This window comes from Kineosporia mesophila (assembly GCF_021129235.1).
In the GTDB taxonomy this organism is placed as follows: domain Bacteria; phylum Actinomycetota; class Actinomycetes; order Actinomycetales; family Kineosporiaceae; genus Kineosporia; species Kineosporia mesophila.
On sequence record NZ_JAJOMA010000028.1, the window covers coordinates 37,706 to 50,719 of the forward strand.

Annotated in this window: 13 protein-coding genes and 1 riboswitch; of the genes, 8 read left to right on the plus strand and 5 right to left on the minus strand. The window is 71.3% G+C overall.

All coding sequences use genetic code 11. The features are described from left to right. Window positions 1-21 precede the first annotated feature (21 nt). A complete protein-coding gene (gene grpE, locus LR393_RS29360; protein WP_231488264.1) occupies window positions 22-831 on the minus strand; it encodes a nucleotide exchange factor GrpE in 810 nt (269 codons plus the stop codon). Then, on the minus strand, window positions 831-2,705 hold the full coding sequence (gene dnaK / locus LR393_RS29365; protein WP_231488265.1) for a molecular chaperone DnaK: 1,875 nt from the start codon (window positions 2,703-2,705) through the stop codon (window positions 831-833). Before dnaK ends, grpE begins: the two co-directional genes overlap by 1 nt. A gap of 311 nt (window positions 2,706-3,016) precedes the next feature. On the opposite strand from dnaK, the gene LR393_RS29370 reads away from it, so the two are divergent. The 7 genes from LR393_RS29370 to LR393_RS29400 all read left to right on the plus strand — a co-directional run bounded on the left by LR393_RS29370 (window position 3,017) and on the right by LR393_RS29400 (window position 9,552). Continuing rightward, window positions 3,017-3,508 carry a hypothetical protein gene (locus LR393_RS29370; protein ID WP_231488266.1) on the plus strand — a complete coding sequence of 164 codons (492 nt, stop codon included), beginning with the start codon at window positions 3,017-3,019 and terminating at the stop codon, window positions 3,506-3,508. A 420-nt stretch (window positions 3,509-3,928) separates the two neighbouring features. Next, window positions 3,929-4,615, plus strand: a complete 687-nt coding sequence (locus LR393_RS29375) for a response regulator transcription factor (protein WP_231488267.1) — start codon at window positions 3,929-3,931, stop codon at window positions 4,613-4,615. Between the two features lie 3 nt (window positions 4,616-4,618). After that, window positions 4,619-5,992, plus strand: a complete 1,374-nt coding sequence (locus tag LR393_RS29380) for a sensor histidine kinase (RefSeq protein WP_231488268.1) — start codon at window positions 4,619-4,621, stop codon at window positions 5,990-5,992. Between the two features lie 161 nt (window positions 5,993-6,153). Further along, window positions 6,154-6,660, plus strand: a complete 507-nt coding sequence (locus LR393_RS29385) for a hypothetical protein (protein WP_231488269.1) — start codon at window positions 6,154-6,156, stop codon at window positions 6,658-6,660. Then, window positions 6,660-7,676 carry an FAD:protein FMN transferase gene (locus LR393_RS29390; RefSeq protein WP_231488270.1) on the plus strand — a complete coding sequence of 339 codons (1,017 nt, stop codon included), beginning with the start codon at window positions 6,660-6,662 and terminating at the stop codon, window positions 7,674-7,676. Before LR393_RS29385 ends, LR393_RS29390 begins: the two co-directional genes overlap by 1 nt. Further along, complete coding sequence (locus tag LR393_RS29395) at window positions 7,673-8,299, plus strand: ferric reductase-like transmembrane domain-containing protein (protein WP_231488271.1); 627 nt, start codon at window positions 7,673-7,675, stop codon at window positions 8,297-8,299. Before LR393_RS29390 ends, LR393_RS29395 begins: the two co-directional genes overlap by 4 nt. Next, on the plus strand, window positions 8,296-9,552 hold the full coding sequence (locus tag LR393_RS29400) for an NADH-ubiquinone oxidoreductase-F iron-sulfur binding region domain-containing protein (RefSeq protein WP_231488272.1): 1,257 nt from the start codon (window positions 8,296-8,298) through the stop codon (window positions 9,550-9,552). The genes LR393_RS29395 and LR393_RS29400 overlap by 4 nt, the downstream gene beginning before the upstream one ends. A 3-nt stretch (window positions 9,553-9,555) precedes the next feature. On the opposite strand, the gene LR393_RS29405 is transcribed toward LR393_RS29400, so the two are convergent. From LR393_RS29405 to LR393_RS29415, 3 genes are read right to left on the minus strand one after another with little or no spacing between them, the layout of a single operon-like run. Further along, window positions 9,556-10,347 (minus strand): energy-coupling factor transporter transmembrane component T family protein, encoded by a 792-nt coding sequence (locus LR393_RS29405; protein WP_231488273.1) that lies wholly within the window; start codon window positions 10,345-10,347, stop codon window positions 9,556-9,558. After that, on the minus strand, window positions 10,344-11,855 hold the full coding sequence (locus LR393_RS29410) for an ATP-binding cassette domain-containing protein (RefSeq protein ID WP_231488274.1): 1,512 nt from the start codon (window positions 11,853-11,855) through the stop codon (window positions 10,344-10,346). The genes LR393_RS29405 and LR393_RS29410 overlap by 4 nt, the downstream gene beginning before the upstream one ends. After that, entirely contained in the window at window positions 11,848-12,609 is a 762-nt protein-coding gene (locus LR393_RS29415) for an ECF transporter S component (RefSeq protein WP_231488275.1), read from the minus strand. The genes LR393_RS29410 and LR393_RS29415 overlap by 8 nt, the downstream gene beginning before the upstream one ends. 71 nt (window positions 12,610-12,680) lie before the next feature. Then, a riboswitch (TPP riboswitch) is annotated at window positions 12,681-12,786 on the minus strand. Between the two features lie 71 nt (window positions 12,787-12,857). Here LR393_RS29415 and LR393_RS29420 point away from each other — a divergent pair. Beyond that, on the plus strand, window positions 12,858-13,010 hold the full coding sequence (locus LR393_RS29420; protein ID WP_231488276.1) for a hypothetical protein: 153 nt from the start codon (window positions 12,858-12,860) through the stop codon (window positions 13,008-13,010). The last annotated feature ends 4 nt before the right edge of the window (window positions 13,011-13,014 follow it).

Consider the following 13,014-nt stretch of genomic DNA (forward strand, 5'->3'; position numbering starts at 1 on the left):
GCTCCGGTCACGGGCGAGGTGTCAGTTTGGGTCGGCGACGGCGACCCGGGCTGCCCGCAGCACCCGGTCACCACTGCGATAGCCGGGCTGGAGCACCTGGACGACCGTGGTCGTCGTGGTGCCCTCGGCCAGTTCCGCCTCGGTGCGCATCAGCGCCTCGTGGACGGACGGGTCGAATTCCTCCCCGGCCTCGCCGTACCGGACCAGACCGAACCGTTCCAGCACCGCCTCGAGCTTCTCCGCGATCGCCGCGAACGGCCCGGACTCCAGGTCGCCGTGCTGCCGCGCGAGGTGCACGTCGTCGAGCACCGGAAGCAGGGCTTCCAGCACACCGGCGATCGCGGTGTCTTTCGACACATCACGGTCACGGTCCACCCGGCGCCGGTAGTTCACGAACTCCGCCTGCAATCTCTGCAGGTCCTGGAGCCGCTCGGCGGCCGAGGAACGTGCGGCGTCGAGATCGGCCAGTACACCGTTCAGGTCGCCACCCTCCTCTGCTTCTGCCTTGTCCTCAGCCTTGGTCTCGGCCTCGTCCGGGGCTTCCGCCGACTCGTCGCCGGAAGCCTCGGAAACCTCTGCCTCGTCGACCTTCTCCGGCTCGGCGTCGACCGGTGCGTCGGAGGCGTGAGCGGCCTTCTTGGCCGCCTTGCCACCGCTCTGACCGTCTTGCTGACCGTCCTGGCCGCTCGGGCCGTCCTGGCCTTCGGTCTCGGCCGAGTCCGCGGACTCGCGCACCTTCCCGGTCTCCGGGTCGAGCCGACGTCGGTCGCGGACGGTCGGACCCGAGCTCGCGCCGGACCCTTCCGACGGATCGGCCGTCTGCTCACCCATCACTTGTCCTCGTCGACGATCTCGGCGTCGACGACGTCGTCGTCCTTGGCCGAGTTGCTCGCACCGGCGCTGGCACCCGCAGTGCCCGCACCGGGAGCACCCGCCTCGGGGCCGGCCTCGGACTGCTGCGCGTAGAGCGCCGCGCCGAGTTCCTGGCTGGCCGTGGAGAGGGCCTCCTGCTTGGCCTTGATCGCATCGATGTCGGTGCCCTCGAGCGCCGTCTTCAGCTCGGCGATCGCGGTGTTGACCGTGGCCTTGCCCTCTTCGGGGAGCTTGTCCTCGCTGTCGCGCAGGAACTTCTCCGTCGAGTAGACGAGCTGCTCAGCGCCGTTGCGGACCTCGGCCTCCTCGCGACGCTTGCGGTCGTCGTCGGCGTGAGCCTCGGCCTCCTTGACCATCCGCTCGATCTCGTCCTTGCTCAGGGCGCTACCGCCGGTGATCCGCATCGCCTGCTCCTTGCCCGTGCCGCGGTCCTTGGCGGACACGTTCACGATGCCGTCGGCGTCGATGTCGAAGGTGACCTCGATCTGCGGCACGCCACGGGGGGCGGGAGCAATACCGGTGAGCTCGAAGTTGCCCAGCGGCTTGTTGTCGCGAGCCAGCTCACGCTCACCCTGGAAGACCTGGATGAGCACCTGCGGCTGGTTGTCGTCGGCCGTGGTGAAGACCTCGGACGCCTTGGTCGGGATCGCGGTGTTGCGGTGGATGAGCTTGGTCATCACGCCGCCCTTGGTCTCGATGCCCAGGCTCAGCGGGGTGACGTCGAGCAGCAGCACGTCTTTACGGTCGCCCAGGATGACACCGGCCTGCAGGGCGGCGCCGATGGCGACGACCTCGTCCGGGTTGACGCCCTTGTTGGGCTCCTTGCCACCGGTCAGTTCGCGCACCAGCTCGCTGACGGCCGGCATACGCGTGGAGCCACCGACGAGAACGATGTGGTCGATCTCGGAGACGGAGATACCGGCTTCCTTGATCACCGACAGGAACGGCGCCTTGGTGCGCTCGAGCAGGTCGGCCGTCATCTGCTGGAACTGAGCCCGGGTGAGCTTCTCGTCCAGGTGGACCGGACCGTTCTCGGTCATCGAGAGGTACTGCAGCGAGATCGTCGTGGACGTCGCGCTGGACAGCTCCTTCTTCGCCTGCTCGGCCGCCTCACGCAGACGCTGCATGGCGATCTTGTCCTTGGAGAGGTCGACACCGGTCGAGCTCTTCACGGTGTTGACCAGGTGGTCCATGACGCGCTGGTCCCAGTCGTCACCACCGAGGTGGTTGTCACCGGCGGTCGAGACGACCTGGATGGCGGTGCTGCCGCCCTCCTCCACGTCGACCTCGAGCAGGGAGACGTCGAACGTGCCGCCACCGAGGTCGAAGACCAGGATGCGCTCGTCGGCCTTGCCCTTCTCCAGACCGTAGGCCAGGGCCGCGGCGGTGGGCTCGTTGATGATGCGGCGCACGTTCAGGCCCGCGATCTCGCCGGCCTCCTTGGTGGCCTGACGCTGCGAGTCGTTGAAGTAGGCCGGGACCGTGATCACCGCGTCGGTGACGGTCTCGCCCAGGTACTCCTCGGCGTCGCGCTTGAGCTTCTGCAGCACCCGGGCCGAGATCTCCTGCGACGTGTACTTCTTGTCGTCGATCTCGATGTTCCAGTCCGTGCCCACGTGCCGCTTGACGGAGCGAATGGTCCGCTCGACGTTCGTGACGGCCTGGCGCTTGGCAACCTCACCGACCAACGGCTCACCCGACTTCGCGAACGCGACGACGGACGGCGTGGTGCGGCCACCCTCGGCGTTGGCGATGACGGTGGGCTCGCCGCCCTCGAGCACGGCCACGACCGAGTTGGTGGTTCCGAGGTCGATTCCGACCGCTCTTGCCATGATGTTTGGTTCCCTTCGGGTAAGAGCTGAGTGGCCCCCACTCAGGTTGGTGCAGTCTTCCGGCCTAGTCAATTCGGGACTGACCTAACTTGAGCCTGTCCCACTCAACTACCGGCACGCGGCCGGTGTTCCCGGATCCCCGGAAAACCCGATCGGCTTATCTGCCGACAGGGGCGGACCCCTCGCTGTCGGCCCCGTCCGCATCCCCCGGATCGCCGGACGGGGCCGTCCCACAACCGGATTCCCCCTCCGGCACGGTCGCTGCACCCGAGGCGGGTGCGCACGCCGCATCATCCGCGGGAAGCGCCGGGGTGACCGGGGCCGAGGACGTCCGCGAGCGCCCGGTCGACGGCGTGGTCGTGGCGCTACCGGGCGGCGGTGCGCCCGGCGCACCGGTTCCCCCGGCCGACGAAGCCGACGAGGTGGGCGAGGTCACCGGCGGGCTCGACGACGCGGTCGCGCCCCCGCCGGGAGGCGGTGCCGTCGCCGTGCGCGAGGACGTCGGCGGCCGGGCGGGTGAGGACGTGGCGGAAGGGGCCACCGGTTCAGCCGGAAGGTTCGGGGGCGACGAGATCTCCGTCACACCCGGATGGGGGTGCCGGGATTCGCTCCGGGCGGGGTTCTCCGGCGCCCGGACCGGAGCCTGCGGGTCGATCGAGGACTGCCGGAAGGTCGGCTCGCCGTCCTCACACACGGCCGTGACCAGTGCGGCCCGACGGGACTCGCGGGAGAAGACGATCTCGAGCCGGGCCGGCTCGGCGGAGCGGATCTGGGCCCGCCAGCCCCGGTCGGGCCGCGCGTAGCCACCGGCCAGACTCACGTCCGGCCCCGCACAACGAGCCTGGATCTGACCGCCCCGTGTGTTCACGACCCGGCTGACGGGCCGCCTCGCACCGGCCTGCGGAACCGGCGCCGGGCCGGTCGCCGGGACGCCGAAGAACGAGCCACTGTCAGTGACGAGCGTTGTATCGGCAGGGGCCGGAACTGCGATGGGTGATGAGTCGGAGACCGGCGCGGACGTCACCTGACGCCCCGCCGCGGTGATCGCGAAAGAGGCGATCGCGGCCACCACCGCGACGGCCACCAGCCAAGCGAACAGGGTGCCGACGAACCGGCGTTTCACCCAAATCACCTCCGTCGGCACCATAGCGTTGAGCCGGGTGGGTGTAGATCCGGACATTCAGAATGTCCGGAACCACTCATCAGCCGGTAGCGTCGCGCACGTGGCGGTCATTCTGATCATTGAGGACGACGCGGGGATCCGCGCGGCCCTCTCCAGAGCTCTGACCGATCGCGGTCACGCAGTGCAATGGCAACCGGGCGGTCTCCCCGGCCTGCAGTCGGTGATCGACGATCGGCCGGACGTGGTCCTGCTCGACCTCGGTCTACCCGACGTCGACGGCATCCAGGTGCTGACGATGCTGCGAGCCGTCAGCGAGGTCCCGGTGATCGTCGTGACGGCCCGGGACGAGGACACGGACGCCGTCAAGGCGCTGGACGCGGGCGCCGACGACTTCGTCACCAAGCCGTTCGGCGCCGATCACCTCGACGCCCGGATCCGCGCGGTGCTGCGCCGCGGTGGCCCGCAGAAGACCGAGGGCCCGCTCACGGTCGGTGGTCTGGCGCTGGACGCCCGCACCCGGGTGGCCACCCTGGACGGTGAGCCGCTGGAGCTGTCGCGCAAGGAGTTCGACCTGCTCCTGGCCCTGGCCCAGCGCGCCGGCGAGGTCGTCAGCAAGCGCGAGCTGCTGGCCGAGGTCTGGCAGCAACCGTACGGCGGCGGTGACCGCACCATCGACGTGCACCTGTCCTGGCTGCGCCGCAAGCTCGGGGAGTCGGCGGCCGAGCCGCGCTACCTGCACAGCACGCGCGGCGTGGGCATCCGTCTGGTCGCACCGGGCGCCGACTAGAACATGCGCTGGCGTCTGACCCTGCTGGTTGCCGCGACCACCTCGGCGGTGGTGCTGGCATTCCTGATCCCGCTCACGCTGCTGCTGCGGTCGCTGGCCGAGGAACGCACGCTGTCCACGGCCACGTCCGACGCGACGAACCTCGCCCAGATCGCCGCCGCGAACGGTGCGGGCGCGGCCGAGGAAGCGCTGAAGACCGCGGCGAAGGCCCCGAAGGGTCCGCTCGGCATCACCACGGTGTTCCTGCCGGACGGCGACACGCTGGGCGCCAAGGTCGGCGACGACTCGAAGAACGTCGACCGGGCCCGCAACGGGCTGGCGTTCACCAACCGCGCCGACGGTGAGGCCGTGGTCTACGCGCCGGTGCTGAGCACCGAGGGCGCCTACGTGGTGCGCACCGAGGTCAGCGGGGCCGAACTGCACGACGGTGTGGGTCAGGCCAGCTGGATCCTCGGCGCTCTGGGCGCGCTACTGCTCGCCCTGTCCGTCGGGGCCGCCGACACCCTGGCGCGAAGACTCAGCGACCCGATCAAAGACCTGGCCGCCGCGGCGGACTCGATCCGCGACGGGCGCCTCGACATCCGCAGTCCCGAGCACGGGCCACCCGAGGTGGTGGCCATGGCCGGGGCACTTAACCGGCTCTCGGCCCGCATCGAGCAGCTGCTGATCTCCGAACGGGAGTCGGTCGCCGACCTTTCGCACCGCCTGCGCACGCCGGTCACCGCGCTGCGCCTGGACGTCGAGGCCATCGCCGACCCGGAGATCGCCCAGCGCATCGAGGAGCACGTGGCCACGCTGGAGCGCACGGTCAACGCCGTGGTGCAGGACGCCCGGCGCCCGGTCCGGCCGAACGTGGCCTCGCGCTGCGACGTGGCCGCGCTGGTCGGCGAACGGGTCGCGTTCTGGTCGGCGCTGGCCGACGAGCAGGGACGATCCCTGCGCACCTGGCTACCGAGCCGCCCCACCTGGGCGCGGATCGACCCGGTGGAGCTCACCGACGTGGTGGACGTGCTGATCGACAACGTGTTCGCCCACACCGAGGAGGGCGTACCGCTCGAGGTCACGGTGAACACCAACGCCGCGCACGAGATCGTGCTGGCCGTGCAGGACGGCGGCAACGGGCTGCCGGGCGCCGACGTGGTGGCCCGGGGGCACAGCAACGCCGGCTCCTCCGGTCTGGGCCTGGACATCGTGCGCCGGGCGGCGATCGCCTCCGGCGGACGGCTGGAGCTGGGCCGTTCCCGTCTGGGCGGGGCCAAGGTGCAGGTGGTGCTGAGCCCCGCCGAGACCCGCACCCGCGAGCGCATGCGGCAGCGGCGCGGTTCGGCCGGTGGCGGCCTGGGCCAGAAGCTCCGCAAGCTCGTCGGGCAGTCCTGAGAAGAGCTGGCACGCAGGTGGAACCGAACGGTTCATCCCGTTAGCCGTCCGTGATCACCTGCGTACACCGACCTGCGGAGACTCCATTCGGTTGAGGTTTATTTGAGAATTGGATGACCGGCTCTTCACTGAGGTGACCCCACAGTGGGCGGGTGCGTTCTGTGAGCCCTGACGACCGAGACCGTGGCCTGAGGGTCGCGGGCACCCTGACCGGTGCGGTCACCGCGATCACCCTCGTCGCCGTCGGCGGTACCACCGCGCTGGCCGCCTCGCAGACCCGCGATCAGGACGAGGTGAAGAAGGCCGCCGCCCAGCAGGCCCAGCAGGTCCAGACCTCAGACCCGGCCGCGGCCGCGCAGCCGGCCGACGTCACCCCCACCGCCGAAGCCACGGGTGCTCCCCGCCGGAAGAAGCACACCACCACGAGCCAGCCGGGTTCCACCTCCGCGGCCGCCACCACGAAAACCCGGGCCACGCAGGGCGCCGGCACCGACGTCCCCAGTTCGGCCGCCACCACGAAGGCGACCACCAAGACCTCGACGGCCACCTCGAAACCCACCACGCCGGTGGAGAGCACGACCACCACCGCGGCCGAGGAAGAGCCCACGACGACCACCACCACGACCACCACCACGTCGCCGCCGGCGGTCCCCTCGAGCGGCTCCTGATGCCCTCCGCCCCCGAAAGCTCCGGCACCACAGCGACCATCAGCTACGGCACGGCCCGCTGGAACGCGCTCGGCAGCTACGCCGCGCTGGTCGTGGCCGATGTCGCGAAGCTGGACGCGGCGCGGGCCGCCTGCGAGCGCATCCTGGCCGACGTGGACCGGGCGGCCAGCCGGTTCCGCACCGACTCCGACCTGGCCCGGGTCAACCGGGCCGCCGGTGACTGGGTGGGCGTGACGCCGCTGCTGTGCCGGGCCGTGTCGGCCGCGGTGTGGGCGGCCGACCTGACCGACGGCCTGGTCGACCCGACCCTGGGGCGACAGCTACTCGCACTGGGTTACGACCGGGACATCGACGAACTGCGCCGGTCGATGGCGGCCGGGCAGGCCCTGGACTCCACGGTCACGCCGGGCCTGGTCTCCGGCGATCCGGCCCAGGCGTCCCACCCCGCCCGCACGAGCGCCTGGCGGGAGATCGAGATCGACCCGCAGGGTGCAGTGCGCGTTCCCCACGATGTGTCGCTCGACCTCGGGGCGACCGGTAAAGCCTTCGCCGCCGACCTGATCGCCGAGACCGTGCCCGCCGAAGTGGGCACCGACCTGGTGATCAGCCTGGGCGGTGACGTCGCGATCGGCCTGCTGCCGACCACCCCGCCGGGTACGCACCCGTGGCGGGTCTCGGTCACCGAGCTCCCCGAAGACGTGGCCAAGCCGGGCGCCGAGATCGTGGTGATCACCGAGGGCGGCCTGGCCACCTCGTCCGTCCTGGCCCGGCGCTGGTGGAACGACGGCGAGCTGCACCACCTGCTCGACCCGCGCACCGGCCGCCCGGTGGAGGCGGCCTTCCGCACGGTCACGGCCTGCGGGGTCTCGTGCGTGGAGGCGAACGCCATCAGCACCTCGTCGATCGTGCGCGGTCGCGACGCCGTGGACTGGCTGGAGCACGAGGACGTGGCCGCCCGGCTGGTCGACGCGGACGGCACGGTCCACCGGGTCGCGGGCTGGCCCGTGAGCGCATGAGTCTCGACTTCTTCACCGAGGCGTTCAAGGACGACCGGCTGACCTGGTTCCTGAACCGCGGTACGGGCGTGATCCTGCTCGTCCTGATGACGCTCTCCGTGGCGCTCGGCGTGCTCTCCACCGTGCGGGCGTCGTCGCGGCTCTGGCCGCGGTTCGTCACCCAGCACCTGCACCGCAACATCTCGCTGCTGGCAGTGGCCCTGCTGATCGCGCACGCGGCGCTGGCGGTGATCGACGAGTTCGTGAACATCCGCTGGTGGGACGTCTTCGTCCCGTTCCGGGGCGAGTACGAGCCGCTGTGGCTGGGTCTCGGCACGCTGGCCACCGACTTCATCATCGTCACCGTGCTCACCGGGCTCTCCCGCACCCGGTTCCGGTCGCGCACCTGGCGGGCCATCCACCTGACCTCGTACCTGGGCTGGGGCGCCGGGCTGGCGCACGGCTTCGGGATCGGGACCGACAGCCGCGAGACCTGGTCGGTCGCGGTCAGCGTGCTCTGCGTCGGCGTGGTGGTCTGGTCGGTGGTGGTGCGCCTGGGCACGTTCGGCACCGAGCGCCGCCTGGAACGTCATTCGCCGGCCGGTAGCCGCCGGCAGGCCCGGGACCGGGAGCGGGCCCGATGACGCACACCGAGGTCGAGGCCGGTTTTCACGGCGTGGTCTCCCTGCTGGACGGCCCTCTGCTGCTGCGCGGCGTGGGCCCGGACGGCGATGCGAGCCTGCGTCAGCATCGGCGGCTGTGGAACGAGCCGTCCCGCAAAACGGTGCCGCAGCTGATCGAGATGAGCTGGAAGATCGGCCTGACCGGGCGCGGCGGGGCGGAGTTCCCGTTCGCCCGCAAGCTCCAGGCCGCGGTGGAGTCGGGCAAGAAGCGCGAGCTGGTGGTCAACTGCTCCGAGGGCGAGCCGGCCAGCGCGAAAGACAGCAGCCTGATGCTGTCGGCGCCGCACCTGGTGCTCGACGGCGCCCAGCTCCTGGCCGATGCGCTCGACCTCCACCACGTGCACGTCGCGGTTCCGGGTGAACGGCCGAGCGTGGTCGCGGCGATCCGCGCCGCGATCGGCGAGCGGGACCGGGGACGCAAGGCCGTCGAGTACGAGATGCACACCACCAGCGGTGGATTCGTCGGCGGGCAGTCGGCGGCCGTGCTGGAGATGATCTCCGGTCGCGACAATCTGCCGGTCACCTCGCGCACCCCGTCGGCCTACTCCGGGCTGCGCGGGCGCCCCACTCTGCTCTCGAACGCCGAGACGCTGGCCCACCTGGCGGCCGTGAGCGACCTCGGTCCCGAGCGGTACGCCCGCTGGGGCACCTCGGCCGACCCCGGCACCCGGCTGCTGTCGATCTCGGCCGACGGCCCGGGCGGTCTGGTGCTGGAGGCCCCGCACGGGGTTCCGCTGGCCGAGATGCTCGAGTTCTGTGGCTACGACCCGGCCCGGCCGCTGCTGGTCGGTGGCTACCACGGCACCTGGCTGTCGGCCCAGCAGGTCACGAGTTGCACGCTCAGCCCCGCCGACCTGGCCCGTTTCGGCGCCCGGCTGGGGGCCGGCGTGCTGCTGCCGATGCTGCCCGGTGACTGTCCCCTCAGCTACACCGCGTCAATCGTCGACTATCTCGCCGGGCAGCGGGCCAAGCGGTGCGGCCCGTGCACCAACGGGCTGCCGGCGCTGGCCGACGCCTGCACGCGCCTGCCACGCGTGCGCTCGCACCGCGAGGCGGCGAGCCTGGCCGAGCGGATCGAGCAGCTCACCGGCCTGGTCACCGGCCGGGGGGCGTGCGCGCACCCGGACGGCACGGCCCGGCTGGTGAACTCCATGCTCGAGACCTTCAGCCCGGAGATCGGGAACCACGTGGACGGGTTCTGCACCTACGAGTAACCCCTAGGTGAGCACCAGATTCCAGGTGCCCGCCCAGATTCCCGCGGCCGTTGACACCACGGCCACCAGCACACCACCCAGCACCACCACCCCGTCGAACCAGGTGAACCGGCTGGGCCGCGCCCAGGTGCGGGGTGCGTCCACCCCGAATCCCCGGGCCTCCATCGTGGTCGCCAGCACCGTGCCCCGCCGGATCGCGATGACCAGCAGCGCGAACACCTGACCCAGCGTCTGCTTCAGCCCGTGGCCGAAACCCCGGGCCCGGCGCGCCATCGACAGTGTCTGCCACTCCTGGGCCAGCAGTCCGACCAGGCGCAGTGCGGCCAGCGCGGAGAGCACGAACCGGTGCGGCAGGTGCAGGTTCTGGGCCAGCGCGTCGGCCAGGTCGGTGGGGTCGGTGGTGGCCAGCAGCACCACCCCGGGCAGCCCGATCGCGAGGATCCGCAGGGTGATCGCGATTGCCGAGCTGAGCGAGCCCTCGGTGATCGTCACCGGGCCGAGCCCGATCAGGATGGCCCCGTCGTCCACCCCGAACACCAGCGTGAGCAGTCCGGCCGGGATCGCCCCGAGCAGGATGATCCAGCTGCTGCGGAACATTTTCCGGGGGCTCAGACCGCAGAAGGGCAGGGCCAGCAGCTCCAGGGCCAGGGCCACCCCCGCCGTGACCGGATCGACCGTGAGGATCAGGCCGATCGAGATCACCGAGGCCACGGCCAGTTTCGCGGCCGGATTGGCCCGGGCCAGGGGCGCCCGGGATGCCTCACGGATGTCCAGACCGTCCAGCAGGGCAGTCACAGTGCCACCACCTCTCCGTGCTCGGCCAGCGCCGTCACCAGGTCGAGATCGTGGGTGGCCGCGACCACCGCCCGGCCCTCGCCCAGCAGCTCCAGCAACAGGGCGGTGAGCTCGGTCCAGGTGCGCGCGTCCTGCCCGAAGGTCGGTTCGTCGAGCACCAGCACGCCGGGCGCGGTGGCCAGCACCGTCGCCACCGAGAGCCGCCGCTGCTCACCGCCGCTCAGGGTGTAGGGGTTGGCCCGCGCCAGGTGGTCCAGACGCAGGCGTTGCAGAATCTCTTCCGACCCGATGGAGGACGCGCGAACGCCAGGTTTGCGTTGCCACCAGCTTCTTCCCTGTGCCGCAACCCGTTCCGGCCCGACCGCGAGCTCCCCGGCCACGGTCGGCGCGACGAACTGGTGCTGCGGGTCCTGGAACACCGTGCCGATCCGGCTCACCAGCTGTCCCGCCTTCCAGGCGTGCGGGTGCGGACCGAGACCCTTCGCCAGCTCTTCCGAGGCTGTGAGATCACCGGCGGCCGGAGCGGTCAGACCCGCGAGAGCCAGCGCCAGGGTGGACTTCCCGGCCCCGTTCGGCCCGGTCACGGCGAGCGCCCGCCCGGACCGGACCGTCAGGTCGACGTCCCGCACCCCAGGCTCGGCCTGACCGGGCCGGCGAGCGGCGAGCTTCTCGGCGGTGAGCAGGGGCGTAGCCGCCACCCCCTCGCCGGTGCGGACGCGCGTCCCCCATTCCGGACGCCTGCCCGGCACCCACACACCCGCCGCAACCAGCGACGAAGCCTGTTCGGCGAAGACCTGCCCGGGCGGCCCGTCGGCGTACACCCCGCCACCGGGCTCGAGTACCACCACCCGATCGATGAGCGGCAGCCACGGCTGCACCCGGTGCTCGACCAGGATGCAGCCGGCGCCGGTCAGTTCCAGCACCGTGGCGATCGTGCTGCGCACCAGGTCGGCGCCCTCCGGATCGAGCATCGCGGTGGGCTCGTCGAGCAACAGCAACCCCGGCCCCAGGGCGAGCACCCCGGCCAGGGCCAGCCGCTGCCGTTCCCCACCCGAGAGCCGCCCGGTCGGATGTTCCAGGCCGTAGGGAAAACCCACACCTTCCATGGCCTTGCGCACCCGCGGCCAGATGTCCGGCACGGCGTGGTTCTCCAGCCCGAAGGCCACGTCGTCACCGCACCGGGCCAGCACTGTCTGGGCCTGCGGGTCCTGCAGCAACAGCCCGGTGAGGGCCTGCCCCTCCTGAACGGCCTCCTGCCGGGCCCCGCGGGCCTGCACCCCGTCGAGCAGCAGCACGCCCTCCTCGTCCCCGCCGGACTCCTCCGGGTCGAGCAGCCCGGCCAGGCCCGCGAGCAGCGTCGACTTTCCCGCACCGCTGGCCCCGAGCAGCAGAACCCGCTCGCCGGGCTCGATCCGCAGGTCGAGACCCCGCACCGCCCAGGCCTTCCGGGTGGAGTGCCGCCATCCCCAGCCCCGCGCCTCGATCAGCGGGGGGCGGGCCTCAGACACGTTCGGCGCTGCGTCCCGAGGCCAGCGGGGCCAGCGTTCCGGTGGCCGCCAGGGCCCGGGTGAGCAGCCACGACCCGAGCCCGGCGATCACCACGCCCGATCCCATCGCGATCAGCACGTAAGCCAGTTTTCCGGCGGCGCCCAGTGTTTCCGGGTAGTAGATGAGGCTGTCGAGCAGACCGACCGCGACACCCGCCCCGGCCCCGGCGAACAGCGCGGTGGGCAGCCCGTACCGCCGGTAGAGCACGAGGGCGAACACCACTTCGGCGCCCATCCCCTCGACCAGGCCGTACCAGACCGTGGAGAAGCCCCACTCGTTACCCACCAGGGCGGAGAGCGCCGCCGCGACCAGTTCGGTGTAGACCGCGGCACCCGGCTTGCGCACCACCAGGGCCCCGAGCACGGCCGGGAACAGCCACACCCCGACGATGATCGCCGAGGTGGGAGGCACCATCGCGTCCCGCAGCGGGGTGGAGGCCGCGTTCCAGACCGCGAACACCAGACCCCCCGCGACACCGAGCACGCTGGCGGTGACGATGTCCACGACCCGCCAGCGCCCGGCCCGCGCCGTGGCGGCGGTGATCGCGACCCCGGCCGTGCCCACGAACAACGCGATCGGCAGCGTCAGGTCGGCCAGCGTGGTGTCGAAGACCGAGATGCCCTCGGGTAGGCCGACCAGGTAGATCACCACCGCCAGCGCCACCGCGGCCACTGCCCCGTACAGCCGGGGCCCGATCCAAGGGGTGTTTCTCATGATATTGCTCCTCCGTCGTCGGAGGGGTGCCGTGGCCCGTCACCGCATGCCGAAGGCACGCGGCTCGGCCATGACCGAGAAACTCGACTCCCTTCGCCGGCATGACCCGGATCAGGTTCGAGGGTCTGCAGTTGCCTGCACTCTCAGCGCCCTGTTGGCGCTCCCCTGTCGCAGTTGTGACGGTACACCTACTGAGTGGTTTCTGTGAGGCCTAGGACTTCCCGCAGGACCCGTGCCACCCTGTGACGGTGATCCTCAGGATGCTGCGCAGCTCCACCACGTCGGGCAGTGGGCCGAGCCCGCTGGCCCGGCTGCTGGCACTGCTGGTCCTGCTGGGCATGCTCGGCATCAGCGCCCCGGTGCTCATCCCGGTGGTGCGCTGGGTGATCGACCTGCTCTGACGCG

Excerpts from the sequence above, each read along its gene's own strand:
- grpE (WP_231488264.1), bottom strand. The coding sequence starts at position 831 with ATGGGTGAGCAGACGGCCGATCCGTCGGAAGGGTCCGGCGCGAGCTCG.
- dnaK (WP_231488265.1), bottom strand. The coding sequence starts at position 2,705 with ATGGCAAGAGCGGTCGGAATCGACCTCGGAACCACCAACTCGGTCGTG.
- LR393_RS29380 (WP_231488268.1), top strand. The coding sequence starts at position 4,619 with ATGCGCTGGCGTCTGACCCTGCTGGTTGCCGCGACCACCTCGGCGGTG.
- LR393_RS29390 (WP_231488270.1), top strand. The coding sequence starts at position 6,660 with ATGCCCTCCGCCCCCGAAAGCTCCGGCACCACAGCGACCATCAGCTAC.
- LR393_RS29395 (WP_231488271.1), top strand. The coding sequence starts at position 7,673 with ATGAGTCTCGACTTCTTCACCGAGGCGTTCAAGGACGACCGGCTGACC.
- LR393_RS29400 (WP_231488272.1), top strand. The coding sequence starts at position 8,296 with ATGACGCACACCGAGGTCGAGGCCGGTTTTCACGGCGTGGTCTCCCTG.
- LR393_RS29415 (WP_231488275.1), bottom strand. The coding sequence starts at position 12,609 with ATGAGAAACACCCCTTGGATCGGGCCCCGGCTGTACGGGGCAGTGGCC.